At 75.6% G+C, this 15,886-nt stretch carries 9 protein-coding genes; 5 read left to right on the forward strand and 4 right to left on the reverse strand.

Annotation, left to right across the window (positions count from 1 at the left end):
• Positions 1 to 151 precede the first annotated feature (151 nt).
• Both PHK61_RS13455 and PHK61_RS13460 read right to left on the reverse strand, forming a co-directional pair.
• Positions 152 to 1,441 carry an aspartate kinase gene (locus PHK61_RS13455; RefSeq protein ID WP_274281493.1) on the reverse strand — a complete coding sequence of 430 codons (1,290 nt, stop codon included), beginning with the start codon at positions 1,439 to 1,441 and terminating at the stop codon, positions 152 to 154.
• 274 nt (positions 1,442 to 1,715) lie between these two features.
• Positions 1,716 to 6,335 carry a Pls/PosA family non-ribosomal peptide synthetase gene (locus tag PHK61_RS13460; RefSeq protein ID WP_274281494.1) on the reverse strand — a complete coding sequence of 1,540 codons (4,620 nt, stop codon included), beginning with the start codon at positions 6,333 to 6,335 and terminating at the stop codon, positions 1,716 to 1,718.
• A 31-nt stretch (positions 6,336 to 6,366) separates the two neighbouring features.
• On the opposite strand from PHK61_RS13460, the gene PHK61_RS13465 reads away from it, so the two are divergent.
• Entirely contained in the window at positions 6,367 to 7,860 is a 1,494-nt protein-coding gene (locus PHK61_RS13465) for a M1 family aminopeptidase (protein WP_274281495.1), read from the forward strand.
• On the opposite strand, the gene PHK61_RS13470 is transcribed toward PHK61_RS13465, so the two are convergent.
• Entirely contained in the window at positions 7,844 to 9,349 is a 1,506-nt protein-coding gene (locus PHK61_RS13470) for a heparan-alpha-glucosaminide N-acetyltransferase domain-containing protein (RefSeq protein WP_274281496.1), read from the reverse strand. The genes PHK61_RS13465 and PHK61_RS13470 overlap by 17 nt on opposite strands.
• Positions 9,350 to 9,529: 180 nt before the next feature.
• On the opposite strand from PHK61_RS13470, the gene PHK61_RS13475 reads away from it, so the two are divergent.
• The 4 genes from PHK61_RS13475 (at position 9,530) to PHK61_RS13490 (ending at position 14,152) form a co-directional block, all read left to right on the forward strand.
• Positions 9,530 to 10,720, forward strand: coding sequence for an ATP-binding protein (locus PHK61_RS13475; protein WP_274281497.1), 1,191 nt, complete (start codon positions 9,530 to 9,532; stop codon positions 10,718 to 10,720).
• Positions 10,721 to 10,956: 236 nt separating this feature from the next.
• Complete coding sequence (locus tag PHK61_RS13480; RefSeq protein ID WP_274281498.1) at positions 10,957 to 11,292, forward strand: GroES family chaperonin; 336 nt, start codon at positions 10,957 to 10,959, stop codon at positions 11,290 to 11,292.
• A complete protein-coding gene (locus PHK61_RS13485) occupies positions 11,289 to 13,301 on the forward strand; it encodes a VanW family protein (RefSeq protein ID WP_274281499.1) in 2,013 nt (670 codons plus the stop codon). The genes PHK61_RS13480 and PHK61_RS13485 overlap by 4 nt, the downstream gene beginning before the upstream one ends.
• A complete protein-coding gene (locus PHK61_RS13490) occupies positions 13,298 to 14,152 on the forward strand; it encodes a DUF1206 domain-containing protein (protein WP_274281500.1) in 855 nt (284 codons plus the stop codon). The genes PHK61_RS13485 and PHK61_RS13490 overlap by 4 nt, the downstream gene beginning before the upstream one ends.
• Before the next feature lie 311 nt (positions 14,153 to 14,463).
• On the opposite strand, the gene PHK61_RS13495 is transcribed toward PHK61_RS13490, so the two are convergent.
• Positions 14,464 to 15,516, reverse strand: a complete 1,053-nt coding sequence (locus tag PHK61_RS13495; protein WP_274281501.1) for an IS110 family RNA-guided transposase — start codon at positions 15,514 to 15,516, stop codon at positions 14,464 to 14,466.
• Between the last annotated feature and the right edge of the window lie 370 nt (positions 15,517 to 15,886).

Below are 15,886 nucleotides of genomic sequence, written 5' to 3' on the forward strand. Positions count from 1 at the left end.
CGCGGGGTAGGGCGCGCCCCCGGGGCGGTCGCGGAGGTCCTGAGCGAAGGGCACCGTCGGTCGCGCAGATGGGCGAGGGGCGCCCTGCCCCGGAACGCGCCTCGGCCCCGGCCGCGCTCGGGGCGCGACCGGGGCCGGTGGGCGGCGGTCGTCAGGCGACGACGCGCAGGTCGGGACGGGTACCGCTGTCGAGGGCCGGCGCGGCCGGATCGGCCGGCACCGTCGGGGCGCCCGCCGCGTCGGTCACCAGGGCCGCGTGCAGGACGCGCAAGGCGTCGTCGACCGCCGCGGCGGCGACGTGGACGGTGATCCGCGCGGGGCTGGTGGTGACGATGCGCGGCTCGATGCCGGCGGCGGCGAGCACGTCGAGGGCGGACGCCGCGATCTCGGGACGCCGGGTCAGCCCGGAGCACACGACCCCGACCGTCCCGAGCTCCTCGCGCACGACGACCGCCAGGCCGGCGGCCTCCAGCGCCGCGGTGACCGCCGCCGGGGCGGCGTCCTGCACCGTGAACCGCACCTCGGACGCCTCGAGCAGCGTCGCGCCGAGGGCGAGGCCGCGGCGGGCGAGCGCGGACGTCACGGCGCCGGCCGATGCCCCGGGCGCGGCGTAGAGCGGCTCGGCGCGCCGGTGCCCGACACCGGCGACGGCGACGCGCTCCAGCTCGGCGCTCGGGTCGGGCCGGGACCCGACGACGGTCCCGTTGCCCGAGTCGAAGCTCGACCGCAGGTGGATCTCGACCCCGTGCACGGCGGCGAGCTCCACCGCGCGGGGCTGCAGCACGCCGGCGCCCGCCTCGGCCATCTCGAGCATCTCCTCGGTGCGGACCGAGGTCAGCGGGCGGGCGTCGGGCACGACGCGCGGGTCCGCGGTGAAGACCGCCGGGACGTCGGTGAAGATGTCGCAGCGCGAGGTGCCGAGCGCCGCGGCGAGCGCGACCGCGGAGGCGTCGGACCCGCCGCGGCCCAGGGTGGACACGTCGCCGGAGCACGTGACGCCCTGGAAGCCGGTCACGAGCACGATCGCGCCGCGGTCGAGCTCGGCGTGGATGCGGCGCGGGTCGATGTCGGCGAGCCGGGCGTGCCCGTGCCCGTCGTCGGTGGCGACGCCGGCCTGGGCGCCGTCGAGGGAGATCGCCGGGACGCCGAGCTCGGTGATCGCCATCGCGGTGAGGGCGCACGAGATGCGCTCGCCGACCGCGAGCAGGGCGTCCATCTCGCGCGGGTCGGGCGACGCGCTGAGCTCGTGGGCCTGGGCGACCAGCTGGTCGGTCGTCCTCCCCATCGCCGAGAGCACCGCGACGACGCGGTGGCCGGCCTGGTGGGCCGCGACGATGCGGCGGGCCACGGCGCGGATGCGGTCGTGGTCGCCGACGGACGTGCCGCCGAACTTCCAGACGAGCGGCGGGGTGGGCTGCTGGCGGGCCTGCGGGGCGGTCATGACGTTCTCCTCGTCCGGGGGCCGCCGCGTGGTGCGTGGCCTCGGTGTGCTGGTCACGAGCCTGTCCGGGGATCGACGCCGTCGGCAGCGTGCGTGCCCCCGGGCCCGCGGAGATCACCCCCGCGCTGACGGGGGACATCCCCACCCGCGGCTCCGGACCCCGGACGCACGTCGGCTCCGCCCCCCGGGAGGAGGGCGGAGCCGGCGGGCGAGGGACGCCCTGGCTGCGTGGCAGGCAGCGAGGGCGTCCCTCGCACCTCCCTCGCGAGCCCGGTCAGCGGCGACGCGGCGGCAGCGGGTGGAACACCACCGGGGGCGGGCCGTCCGGGCGCGGCGCCGCACCCGGACGCGGCGGCGGGCCGGCCGGCCGCGGGGCCGGCGGGCGTGGCGGCGGGACCGGGCGGGCACCGACGGGCGCGGGTCCCCGGGGCGGCGGGGCCGGCCGCCCCGCGGGGACCGGGCCGCGCGCCGGGCCCGGACGACCGGGCACCGGCGGCGCGGACGGGCGGGGCACGGGCACCGGCGGCGCGGACCGGCGGGGCACGGGCACCGGGGCCGGCACCGGGGCCGGTGCGGGCACCGGAGCTCCCGGGAGCACCCCGCGGCGGGCGGCGCCGGCGGGCACCGGCGGGCGCGGGACGAGACCGGTGGGCGGCAGGGGACGGCCGGCGCGGTCGCCGCCCGGCATCATCGGGCGGGGCGGGACCGGCGCGGCCCCGGGCACGGCGCGCGGCGCCGGCGCGATCGTCAGGACGGTCGTGCCCGCGGCCAGCGCCGCGACGGGGAAGACGTGGCGGGCCTCGGTGGCCGGGTTGCCCCGCCACACCGACCGCGCGCCCATCTCCTCGCCCTTCATGAGGAACGCGTCGGCCTCGAGCACCGCGCCGTCGCCGACGACGGTGCCGTAGTGCACGAACGACTTGAGGCCGAGGGTGACGCCGTCGCCGACGTGGATGCGGTCGGACTTGAAGACGCCGTCCTCGAGCGAGTGGCCCTGCAGGACCGCGAGTGCCCCGAGCACCACGTCGTCGCCGACGGTGGTCAGGCTCTTCTCCGGCATGATCGCGCCGTCGTCGAGCACCCGGCGGCCCATCGTGACGCCGGCGAGGCGCCACAGCATCGGGTTGAACGGGGTGCCGGTGAACGGCGGGGTCACGAAGAGCTTCCAGAGCCGCTCGTGGCGCCAGAACTCCTTCTCGTAGATGCCGCCCTCGCGCGGGTGGAGTGACCGGAACCCGAGCACGGCGCGCTCGGCGAGCACCGAGGACAGCACCAGCACCAGGCCCACGACCGCCATCCCCGCGGCGATGACCGGGGCGCCGAGGTCGCCGTAGAGGTCGGCCGCGACGGCCAGGGCCACCAGCGAGACGGCGAACTGGGCCCAGCGGAAGGCCAGCACGCCGAGGATGCTGCGCGCGTTGTGCCGGTTCTTGGCCCGCAGCAGGCGCCGGAACTCCGCGGGGTCGGTGGGGACGGCCGAGGTGGCGCCCGCGGGTCCGCCGCGCGGGATCTCGATGGCCGGCGAGCCCAGCAGACCCACGTCGGAGCGCACCGGGCCGTCGATCGGGACCAGCGCCTTCGTCGCCAGCAGGACGTTGTCCCCGACCCGGGCGCGGCTCGGGAAGACCACGTCGTTGCCGACGAAGTTGCGCTCGCCGAGCACCACCGGCGACACGCGGAACGAGGAGCTCGAGTAGTCCGCGTTCGCCAGCGACAGGCCGTCGGAGATCATCGTCCCGGTGCCGATGCGGACCAGGTGCGGCGCGTCGTGCTTCATCTCGGTGCCGAAGTTCGAGCCGGTCTGCTCGACGCGGCCCAGGTCGTAGCCCAGCGCCCGCACGAACGTCACCGCGAACGAGCTGTCGCCGAACAGCAGCATGAAGAACCTCGAGTTGCTCAGCGACGTGATGACGTTCTGCACGACGTGGTGGAACCCGTAGAGGGCGTACACCCTGCCGGGCTGCACCAGGCGCTTCAGCAGGCGCGGCACCGTGAACATCACCAGCAGCGAGCCGACGACCAGCGCGCCGAACAGCACGGCCGAGGCGACCAGCAGGACCAGGTAGAAGCCGGGCGAGCCCACGGCGGCGTGGCCGGGACCGAGGAGCTGGTCGACCTCGGGGATCACGGTCAGGGCGACGACGCCGACGCCGAAGGCCAGCGGGAGGGCCACCATCGCCAGCAGCTGCAGCGCGCTGTAGACGACCTTGCGCAGCGGGCCGCAGGGGGTGGGGCCCACGGCGCGGTAGTCGGTGGAGGTGGGGCGTGCCGGCGAGCCGTGCCAGCGCTGCCCGCCGGGGATCGCCTCGCCGGTGTGCAGGGCGGAGGCGTTGCCGAGCTGGGCGCCGTCGCCCATCGTCGTCCCGACCTCGAGCACGCTGCCCTCGCCGACGACCGCGTAGCGCCCGATGCTCACCGGGCCGGTCTGCACGGCGCCGGCCACCACCCGGTACGCGGTGAACGAGGTGTCCTTGCGGATCACCGTGCCGTCGCCGATGGTCAGCAGGTCGGTGGCGACGGGGACGACCCGGGACAGGATCAGCACGCTGTGGCCGATCTTCGCCCCGAGGGCGCGCAGGAAGACGTTGTAGAGCGGCGAGCCGACGAAGAACACCAGCGGGCTGGTGCGGATGAGCAGCTTGACCGTCCAGAACCGCAGGTGGTCGAGGCCCCAGAGCCGGATGGAGCGCGTCGTCCACCGGCCGACGAGCAGCCACTTGGCCGCGATCGGCAGCAGGCAGTAGCCGAGGAAGGCGCCGACCGCGAACACGATCGCGCGCTGGTAGGTCTCGGCGTACCCGTCGGCGGCGACGATCCAGCGGTAGGCGCAGTCGAGCAGGAACGCCGAGAGGGCCAGCAGGGCGACGAACACCCCGAGCTGGGCGACCCCGGTCCAGGTGTAGGCCCACGAGCTCGCGGGGCCGACCGGCGGGGCGGTGACGACCACCGCCGGCCGCGCCCGGCCGTCGCCGTCGACCGGCGGCGCCCCGAAGGCCGTCGCCAGACCCCGGATCGTGGGGTGCTCGTAGATGTCGCGCATGGACACCGACGGCAGGTCGTCGCGCCGGCGCAGCTTCGCGGTGAACTGCGACATCAGCACCGAGGTGGCGCCCAGGTCGTCGAAGAAGTGCGCGTCGACCGACACCTGGTCGACGCCGAGGACCTCGGCGAGCACCGCGGCCAGGCCCTCCTCGACCGGGTTGGTGGCGGCGACGTGCACCTGGGCCGCCCCGCCGCCGCGGCGCGCCCGGGGCGCCGGCAGGTTCTTGCGGTCGGCCTTGTCCGACGTGGTCATCGGCATGACGTCGAGGTGCTCGAGGTAGGCCGGGACCATGTACTTGGGCAGCCGCTCGCGCAGCATCTCGGCGATCTGCTCCGGGTCGACCGACGGGGTGTCGGTGCGCAGCGTGTAGTAGCCGACCAGCTCGACCGCGCCGGGCTCGGGCTCGTAGGTGTCGACGACGGCCTGCGCGATCCCGGGCACCTGCAGCAGCACCGACTCGATCTCGGTCAGCTCGATCCGGTAGCCGCGGATCTTGACCTGGAGGTCGATGCGGCCGTGGTACTCGATCTCGCCGTCGGCGTTGACGCGGCCGAGGTCGCCGGTGCGGTAGATGCGCTGCGACGGGTTGCCGGGGATGCCGAGGAAGTCGGGGATGAAGACCTTGGCGGTCTTCTCCGGGTTGTTGACGTAGTCGCGGGCCAGCCCGATGCCGGCGATGCCGATCTCGCCGACCTCGCCGTGCGGCAGCGCGACCGGCTCGCCCTCGGTGCTCAGGATGACCGTGGAGTAGGTCGGCAGCGGCACCCCGATGGTCACGTCGCGGTCCGGGTGCACCTCGGTCCAGGTCGCGGTGACGGTGGCCTCGGTGGGGCCGTAGACGTTGAGGAAGCGGCGGTCGGGCCGGTACCAGCGCGCGATGAGGTCCTGGGGGCACGCCTCGCCCGACACCAGCAGGAAGCGCAGGGCGGGGACGTCCTCGTCGAGGGTGGCGAGCAGCGTGGGCACGCAGCACATCGCGGTGACGTGGTGCTCGACCAGGAACTCGTGCAGGTCGATGCCCAGCAGGCTGGACCCCGGCGGCTTGGGGACGAGCGTCGCGCCGACGGCCCAGGGCACCCAGATCTCCTCGATCGAGAAGTCGAAGGCGATGGTCAGGCCCTGGTAGACGCGGTCCTGGAGGCGGATGCCGTAGACCTCGGCCGCGACGCGCACGAAGTTGCAGATGCTCGCGTGCTCGATCGCGACGCCCTTGGGCCGGCCCGTCGAGCCGGACGTGTAGATGATGTAGGCGAGGTCGTCGGCCGGGGCACCGCGCTCGTCGTCGCGCAGGGGGTGGGCGTCCAGCGCGGCGATGCGGGGCAGGTCGTCGTCCACGCACAGCCACGGCGCGCCCGGGCCCTCGTCGAGCTCCCAGCCGGCGCGGACGTGGGAGAGCGAGAGCACCCGGGTCGCCTCGGCGTCCCCGACGATGTAGGCGATGCGGTCCTCGGGGAAGCCCACGTCCAGCGGGATGTAGGCGGCGTGGATCTTCAGCACCGCGAGCATCGCGACGTAGGAGTGGACCGGCCGGTCGAACAGCAGGGCGAGGCGGTCGCCGGCCCGGACGCCCTGGGTGAGCAGGTGGCGGGCGAGCTGGTTGGCGCGCGCGTCGAGCTGGGCGTAGGTCAGCCGCTCCTCGCCGGTGTCGACCGCGAGGTGGTCGGGGCGGGCGAAGCGGGTCATCCACGCGACCTGCTCCTCCCAGACCTCGTGGAGCCGCTCGCCCGCGCGCCCGCGCCGCGACTGCGGGTAGCGGGGGTCGATGAGCACGTTGCCGACGGCGCTCCCGAGGGCCGCGGCGGGCTCGCTCCGGTGCGCGCCGTTCGCTTCCTGGCCGGTGTGCGCGATCATGCGGGTGGCTCCTCGGGACGGAGGTGTGGCAGTGGCTCCGAGCCTGTCGCCGGCGCGCGGGCGCGACGAGGGGGAGCGCACCTCTCGGGCACGGGCCGTCCCCCGGGCCCGGGTGGGGTCCTCCCCCCGCGCGCGGCTCACCGCCGTCGTGCTGGTGCTGGCCGCGGTCGCGGCGGCCTGCGGCGGCGCGAGCACGGCCGGGGCCGGCGAGGCCTACGCCGACGCCGTGTGGCCGCAGCGCCCGGTGGTCGAGCTGGGGTTCGACGTCGCGCCCGACCTGCGCTCGGTGACGGGCACCGAGACGGTGCGGTTCACCCCCGACCTCGAGGTCTGCGAGCTCGTGTTCCGCGCCTGGCCGAACACGCCGACCATGGCCACCGCCGGCTCGTCGCTCACGGTCACCGACGCGGCCGTCGACGACGCCCCGGTGGCGCCCGAGGTCGTCGCGGCCGGGGCACCGGCCGGCGCGCCGGGCACGATGATCACGCTCCCGCTGCCCGGGTGCGTCGGCCCGGGCACGACGGTGACCGCGCGGCTCGGGTTCCGGCTCGTCCTCGGCGTGGACGCCGACGAGCGGGTGGCGAGCTCCCCGTCCACGGGCACCGCGTGGTTCGGCTCGGGCTACCCGCTGCTCGCGTGGGAGCGCGGCCGGGGGTGGGCGCGCGAGCCCGCGGTGCCGATCTTCGGGGAGTCGGCGACGAGCGAGGCCGCCGACACCACGGTCACCGTCACCGCCCCGCAGGGCCTCGCCGTCCTCGGGCCCGGCGAGCCCGCGCCCGTCACCGAGGGCCCGCCCGGCCGCGCGGTGCACGGGTTCCGCGCGCCCGCGCTGCGCGACGTCGCGGTCGCCGTCGGGCGCTACACGGTGCTCGAGCGCGACGTCGACGGGGTGCGGCTGCGCCTCGCGACGCCGCAGGCCGGCACCCGGGTGCCGCCCGCACAGTGGGCCGACGCGCTGGCCGCGGCGATCACCGCACAGACCCGCCTGCTCGGCCCGTTCCCGTACCCCTGGCTCACGGTCGCGATCACGCCGGGCCAGAGCGACGGCACCGAGTTCCCCGCGGCCCTGCAGTTCGGTGACGTGGGCGCGCGCCCGCTGCGGGCCCTGGTCGCCCACGAGGTCGCCCACGAGTGGTTCTACGCGCTCGTCGGCAACGACCAGGCCCGCGACCCGTGGCTCGACGAGTCGTTCGCGACCGCCGTCGAGGCCCTGAGCACCGACGGCGACTACTCGGTCGCCGACGTGGACCCCGCGCTCGTCGGCCGCCTCGGCGAGCCCATGAGCGCGTGGGCGGCCGACGGCGGGTTCCGCGCGTACGTCGACGGCGTCTACGCGCAGGGGGCCGCGGCGCTGCTGGCCGGCCGCGCCGCCGACCCCGAGGGCTTCGACACGGCCCTGCGCGGCTACGTCGCGGCGAACGCCCACCGAGTGGTCACCCCGGCCGCCGTGCAGGAGGCGTTCGCCGGGCAGCCGGCGGTGCTCGACGCGCTCACCGAGGCCGGCGCCTTCACCGGCGGCCGCTGACCGGGGGCGGCCACGCCGCGGCCGGTGGGCCGACCGCGGGGCCGGGCGCGGGGCCGACCCCGGGGTCGGGCGCGGGCCGGCGTGGCGCGGGGACGAAGGGGTCGAGGGGCAGGGAGTCGGGGCGCCGCGGGGGACGCAGGCGGGGCGGGCCGGGCGGGCCGGGCGGGCCGGGCGGCGGCACGGGGAGCCCGCGGATCGGTCCCGTGGGCGCGTCGAGCGGGGAGGCCGGAGACGGGACCGGGGGCTGCGTCGGGGCGGGCACCCCGTCGGCGCGCCCGGCGGCCGCGGCCGCGCGGCTCGCGAGGGTGCCCGCGACCGCCTCCAGCGGGCCCCGCGAGAACCGGCGGCGCCACAGGGAGGCGGCGGCGACCAGGACCAGGGCCTGCCCGACGTACTCGGGCACCGAGTCGCCCTGCGCCAGGTCCGACCCTGTGAACGCGGCGTGCAGCGTGTAGAGCGTCAGCGTCATCGACCCCGCGGCGACCAGGGGCGCCTGGACCGCGTCGGTCACCCGGCGCAGCGCGGCCGGGAGGTGGCCGAGCAGCAGGAACGCGCCCAGGACGGCCAGGGAGGACCCGATGGTGGCCGCGAGGTCCAGGGGCGTGCCGGAGTGCGGCGTCGCGACGGCCAGCCACCACACGTCGCCCGGGGGCACGGCGCCGTCCGGGCCGAGGGTGAGGATGTCGGTGACGGTGACCGGGTCGAGCCCGCTCGCCGCGGTGAGGCGCGCGGCGCCGCCGAGGGGACCGAGCAGCGCCCAGGACAGCACCGGGGCCGCGACGGCCAGGGACGCGCCGACCCCGAGGAGGGTGCCGGCGACCCGCGCCGACGACAGCGTCAAGCGGCCGACACCGAGGCCGACGGCGATGTAGGCCATCCACGTCAGCGCGGGGTAGGCGCCGGTCAGCAGGAGCTCGAGGACCACGCCGACCGGGTCGTCGACCAGGGACCCGAACGCGATGTTGTCCCCCGAGCCCGGGGGCAGGCCGGCGCGCAGGACCTGGCTGACGAACGGCATCACGACCGCCACGACGGCACCGATCACGAGGACGGTGCGGGTCGGGAGGAAGACCAGCGGGATCGCCAGCAGGAACATCACGGCGTACGCGGGCAGGATCACCGCGATCCCGGTCTCGGCGTCGATCCATCCGAGCCCGACCACGCCGACGACGCCGATGACACCCGCGCGGACCAGCAGCGTCGCGACGGCGGCCCGTCCGGACGGTCCGCGCACGACGCGGCGGCGGCCGGTCATGAACGCGATCGCGACGCCGGCCAGCACCGCGAACAGCGCCGCGGAGCGGCCGCCGGCGACGAGCTGGGTGAACGACGGCGCGCCCGTGGCGGTCGTCTCGGAGAACGAGTGGACGGCCATCATCCCGAGCAGGGCCACGCCGCGGGCGGCGTCGACGCCGAGCAGGCGGACCTTCGTCGGGGCCGCGCCGGTGGGCGGTCGCGGGGACGGGCGCAGGGTGGGGTCCGGAGTCATGTCCTCTTGGTAGGGCGCCGCCGGGCCGCGTCCCATCGTGTCCGCCCCCGCCGGCCGGGAGCTGTCCCTACCCCGACACGCCGATCCCGGATTCTGGGGAGATATCGGGCCGGCGCTAGAGAGGCCCATACGCTGCGAGGGAGACGGAGCGCAGCGGAGCTCGACCCGGGAGGGCTGGCCATGGACCCCGTGCGGAACCCGTACGCGCCGGGCGCCGGCCAGCGACCGCCGGAGCTCGCCGGGCGCGACCGGGAGGTCGACGCGTTCGACGTCGTGCTCGAGCGCGTGGCGCGCGGCCGCCCAGAGCGCAGCCTCGTCCTCACCGGCCTGCGCGGGGTGGGCAAGACGGTGCTGCTCGGCGAGCTGCGCTCGATGGCCGTGCGGGCGGGATGGGGTGCGGGCAAGCTCGAGGCCCGTCCCGACGCCGACCTGCGCCGCCCGCTGTCCGCGGCGCTGCACCGGGCGGTCCGCGACCTCGCGGTCCACCACCGCGCGCCGGACCGGGTCGAGGAGACCCTCGGGGTGCTCAAGGCGTTCGCGCTCAAGGCGACGCCGTCGGACGCGAAGATCAAGGACCGCTGGCAGCCCGGGATCGACGTGGCGGTCCGCCACGGGCGCGCCGACTCGGGCGACATCGAGATCGACCTCGTCGAGCTGTTCGGGGTGTGCGCCGAGCTCGCGGCCGACGTCGGCGTGGGCATCGCCCTGCTCATCGACGAGATGCAGGACCTGCGCGACGACGACGTCTCCGCGCTCTGCGCCGCCTGCCACGAGCTCTCGCAGTCGGGCGCGCCGCTGGTCGTGGTGGGCGCCGGCCTGCCGCACCTGCCCGCGGTGCTCAGCGCCTCGAAGTCCTACTCCGAGCGGCTCTTCCGCTACGCGATGATCGGCCAGCTCGACCGCACCGACGCCGACCTCGCCCTCACCGTCCCCGCCAAGCGCGAGGACGCCGAGCTCACCGTCGACGCGCTCGACGCGCTCTACGAGGTCTCGGGCGGCTACCCGTACTTCGTGCAGGCCTACGGCAAGGCGGCCTGGGACGCGGCCGTGCAGAGCCCGATCGACGCCGACGACGTGCGCGTGGCCGCCCCGGAGGCGAGCGCCGAGCTGGCCGTCGGGTTCTTCGGCTCGCGCTACGAGCGCGCCACGCCCGCCGAGCGCGAGTACCTGCAGGGGATGGCCGAGCTCGCCGAGGGCCGCGACGAGCCGGTGACGACCTCCGCGCTGGCCCAGCACCTCGGCCGCAAGCCGTCGTCGCTCTCGCCCCCGCGCGACAGCCTGCTGCGCAAGGGGCTCGTGTTCTCCGCCGAGCGCGGCTGGATCGCGTTCACCGTGCCCCACTTCGGGCGCTTCCTGCTCGGCCGCGACTGAGCCCGTCCCGCCCGCAGCGCCGCCGGTACTAGGCCGAACGCGTGAACCTCGACGGGCCGGATAACGCCGTCCCGTCCGAGGACGAACGTCCCGGTGAGCCTCGTGGCGCTGCCGGACCCCCGACCTGGCAGGGCCACGGGGCGTTCCACGTCCCGGGCCGTCCCGGCCCCTCGGGCCCGTCTCCGAGCACGGGCCCGGCGCGCCGCGCGAATCCGGTCGCCCCGTACGATCCCGGCGTGTCGGATCCCAGGCTGGAGATCCAGATGCTCCACGACCGCGTGATGGTCGCCCCCGTCCAGGGCGAGGGCGAACGGCGCAGCAGTGGAGGCATCGTGATCCCGGCGACCGCCCAACCCGCGAAACGCCTGGTGTGGGGCGAGGTCTTCGGCACGGGGCAGCACGTCCGCAGCGTGGCCGTGGGGGATCGCGTGCTCTACGCGCAGGACGACCACTTCGAGGTCGACGTCACCGGGCGCACCTACGTCGTGCTCCGCGAACGCGATCTGCACGCGGTCGCGAGCGAGACCAGCGAACCGACCAGGAGCTCGAGCGGGACGGGGTTGTACCTGTGACGTCACCAGGGGGGCGGACGCCCGAGGACACGGCGGTCGACGCCGAGGCGCCCGACGCGTCCGACGCCTCCGGCGGGCTCGACGAGCCGACCCGGGCCCTGTCCGGCGACACCGTGGGGGCGTCGCTCCGCACCGACGACGCCGGCTCGTCCTCCGAGCCCGCCCACGCCGCCGCGACCACCGACCCCGACCGCACCGCGTGGATCCCGACGGTTCCCGGCGACGGGTCGTCCCCCGGTGGCGGCGCCCACGAGGCGTCCCCGTCGGGCGCGCGCCGGCGTCCGGTGCTGATCGGTGCGGCCGTCGTCGGCCTGCTCGTGGTCCTCTACCTCGGCGACCTGCTGTTCTCGTCCACCGACGTGCCGCGCGGCGTCGCCGTCGCCGGGGTCGAGATCGGCGGGATGAGCAAGCCCGGGGCGGAGGAGGCGCTGCGCGCGCAGCTCTCCGGGCGCGCCTCGGAGCCGGTGGCCCTCCAGGCCGGCACGGCCTCGGCCACCGTCGACCCGCGGGCCGCCGGCCTCGAGCTCGACGTCGAGGCCACGATCGCCCGCGCCGGCGAGCAGCCCTTCAACCCGTGGACGCGGCTCACCTCGCTGTTCGGCACCCGCGACGTCCCCCCGGTGACGCGCGTCAACGCCTTCGCGCTCGGCCAGGCGCTCGACGGGGCCCGCCCCCAGCTCGACCGCCCCGTCGCCGAGGGCACCGTGCGCTACGAGGGCCTCGAGCCCGTCGCCGTCCCCTCGGTGCCCGGTGTCGTCGTCGACGGCGCCACCGCGGGCCAGGCGGTCGTCGACCACTGGCTCGACCCGACCCCGGTCGCGCTGCCGGTCACCGAGACCCCGGTGACGGTGACCCCCGAGGGCATCCAGCGCGCCATCGACGGCTTCGCCCGCCCCGCCGTGGCCGGGCCGCTGACCGTCGTCGGCGACGCCAAGAACGCCACCGTGACCACCCGCGCGATCACCTCGTTCGTCCGGTTCACCCCGGACGGCCGCGGCGGGCTCACCCCCGGCATCGACGAGCCGGCCGCGATCGCCGCGGTCGAGCCCCAGCTGAGGACGACCGAGGCCGAGCCGCGCGACGCGACGCTCGCCTTCACCGGTGCGGCGGCGACCGTCGTGCCCGCCGTGGTCGGCCGCGAGATCGACTGGCCGCGGACGTTCTCCGGGATCGTCGAGGCGCTCGGCCGCCCCGACGGCGAGGCGCCGCCGGTGTTCACCCCGCCGCCCACCGCGCCCGGCGCCGAGCCCGCGGCCCCGCCGCCGGCCACCGGCCGGGCCGTCAACGCCGTCTACACGACCACCCAGCCCGAGGTGACCACCGAGTCGCTCGCGGCGCTGGGGCCGGCCGAGATGATCGGCGAGTTCACCACCCGGGGATTCAAGCCCGACTCGGGCCAGAACATCCGGCGCGTCGCCGAGATCGTCAACGGTCAGATCATCGCCCCGAACTCGGTGTTCAGCCTCAACGAGGCCTCCAGCCCCCGCAACGAGGCCAACGGCTTCGTCCCGGCCGGGATCATCGACGACGGCGCCCCGGGACGGGGCGTCGGTGGCGGCGTCTCCCAGTTCGCCACGACGCTCTACAACGCCGGCTACTTCGCCGGCCTGCGCAACGTCGAGCACAAGGAGCACAGCTACTACATCAGCCGCTACCCGGCGGGACGCGAGGCGACGGTCTTCGAGGGGTCGATCGACCTGCGTCTGGGCAACGACGGGCCCACCCCGATCTACATCCGCACCCAGTGGACCCCGTCGTCGATCACGGTGCAGCTCTACGGCATCAAGCGCTACGACGTCGCCTCCGAGCCGGGCCCGCGCACCAACCAGACCCCGCCCGGCGTGCGGGACCTCGGGGGCGACCCCGAGTGCAACGCGTCCCAGGGCTCCGAGGGCTTCACGATCACCGACACCCGGGTGCTGCGAGACGTGCGTACCGGCGAGGTCCGCCGGGAACCACGCACCGTGCGCTACGAACCCCAGCCCACCGTCACCTGCAACGGCCCGTGAGCGCGGCCCCCGGATCGACCGACTCCGCGGACGGTTCGCGGGGACCCACCATCGGCGACGGTGAGGGCGAGGCCCCGAACCGCGCCGTCGAGCTGCTCGGCCGTGTCGGCCTGGCCGGCTACGGCCTGGTGCACCTGCTCGTCGGTGTGCTCGCCGTCCAGATCGCGGTGCGCGGCGGCGGCCAGGCCGACCAGCAGGGCGCGGTCGCCACGCTGGCCGCCGAGCCGTTCGGCTTCGTCCTGCTCGTCGTGATCGTCGTCGGGCTCGTCGCCTTCGGCGCCTGGCAGGGTCTCGCCGCCGCCACCGGCTTCCGCTGGGCCACCGGCTGGGACCGCACGCAGCGCCGGATCGGCGCCGCCGGCACCGCGGTCGGCGTGCTCTTCGTCGCCCTGATCGGCGTGCAGCTCCTCGTCACCGGCTCGTCCGGGTCGAGCAGCGGCGGGTCGCAGCAGACGACGGCCGGGCTGCTCGCGCTGCCGGGCGGCCGGTACGTCGTGTTCGGCATCGCGGTGGTGGTGCTGATCATCGCGGGTGCGACGGCGTGGACGGGGATCCGCGGCTCCTTCGCCGAGGCCATCGACTGGTCGCGCCTGCCGAGCAGCCTGCGCACGCCCGTGTACTGGCTCGGGGTCGCGGGCCACGTCCTGCGCGCCGTGGCGTTCGCGGTGATGGCGGTGCTGTTCGGCGTCGCCGCCGTGCGGGCCGACCCCGGCCAGGCCGGCGGGCTCGACGCCGCGCTCAAGACCCTCGCCGCCCAGCCCTTCGGCCCGGTGCTCCTGCTCGTCGTGGCCCTCGGCTTCGTGGCCTACGGGGTGTACTGCGGCGCCGACGCCTGGGCGCGCCGGATCTGATATGGGGGTTGTGGTGTCAAGGGGGCAGGACGAGGCGGCGTTCAGGACCGTCGTCCTGAACGCCGCCTCGTGGTGACCGACCGACGATGATCAGCGGCGACGAGCGTGTCGTTGGTCGACGCGTTGTCCACTCTGATATGCGCGGGTTGGCTACCGCAGGACGGGCTGTTCGGCTGGAGCGGGTCGCTGGTCTAGACATCGAGCGTGGTCGTTGCGGCGGGGCCGGGTGACTGCTCATCGATCCGTCGCGGGTCGCTCCGGGGCGCTGTCGTCACCGCCGTGGTCGTCGGTCGGAGTCTCCAGCTCGGGTCCTACTCCTCGAGCACGGCCAGCGACCAGCACCAGCCGGCGAGTTCGCGGGCGATGGCGGTGTTGGCCACGGTCGGGCGCTTGCGGCGGGCGTCGAAGGCCTTCCACCGTGCGTGCAGTCGGCGGGTGCCGTGTTCGCCGCGGGCGCGGGCGGCGGGGCCGGCGTGGTCGCGCCGTCGGCGCAGTTCGGTGCTGGGGTAGCGGTAGGGCGGGCGCTGGTGCCAGGCGGCCTCGATGAGCAGTCGACGGGCGTGGGCGTTGCCGGTCTTGGTGATCGGTCCTTGCGAGCGCGACGATCCGGTGGAGCACTCGCTGGGCACCAGGCCCAGGTAGGCCCCGATGGAGCGGCCGGTCAGCCGGTGCCAGTCGCCGATCTCGACCGCCAGCGCGAACGCGGTCAGCGTCGAGATGCCACGCAGGCAGCCCAGCCGGGTCACCACCGCGACATAGGCGCCCTGCGCGGCCATCGCCGTGATCGCCTCGTCGAGACGCGCGCGGCGATCGACGGTGGCCAGCATCGTGTCCACCGCGGTGTCGTAGGCCAGCTGCAGGCCGGGGGTGGTGAACGAGTGCGTGCGCAGCCACTGCTCGTGGGTCTTGGTCCAGGCTCGTCCCCCGGAGTACACGATGCCCTGGCGCAACAGCAGCTTCGAGACCCGGTGCCGGGCGGACATCAAGTCCCCGCGGACGTCCTCGCGGGCCCGCACCAGATCCCGAGCGGCTTCCTGCTCGACGCTGGGTACGGCCACCTCGCTGACCTCGTCGAGGTGGCAGAGCCGGGCCAGGTGCCGCGCGTCGCGCACGTCGGTCCTGACCCGATCCCCCGACGGGCGCTGCAGCTTCGAGGGCGCCGCCACCCGACAGCTGATCCCTTCGGTGCGCAGCGCCCGCGCCAGCCCGAACCCGGTCGGGCCGGCCTCGTAGACCACCGCGACCGGCGCTGGCAGCCGGCGAAGCCATCTCACGATGTCCTCGGGCGCTGGCGAGAGCCGGCGCTCGAACAGCTCCCCGGTCTGGGTGTCGAGGCCGCAGGCCACCACCGACCGTGCGTGCACATCGAGCCCGACGCTCGTACGTTGACCTCCCACTGGGGCCTCCCACATCTGTGGCGCTACCGGCAGGACCCACTTCCTGCCGGCAACCCACGTTCACATGTGCGTGGGGCCCCAGCCCTCACGATCTTTCTTGTCGCGTCGTCGTCGTGTTCAGCCAGCGCCTGGTCCGGGACGCCGGGGTCGAGGATCGGGGCGCAGCCCCGACCGCGAAGCGGCCATAGGTCCTCGACGCCGGCGCCCGCAGGCGCAGAATGCGCACGGCGAGGAAGAGATCCTTTCCTCCACCGCACCACGGGGTCCCACCCCTCATACCGTCTAGGGCGTGTCTCTTGGATCACGACCGGGACCAGAGCACGAGGCTGGCGAGCAG

The sequence above is a fragment of the Actinomycetospora lutea genome, from assembly GCF_028737205.1.
GTDB lineage: Bacteria > Actinomycetota > Actinomycetes > Mycobacteriales > Pseudonocardiaceae > Actinomycetospora > Actinomycetospora lutea.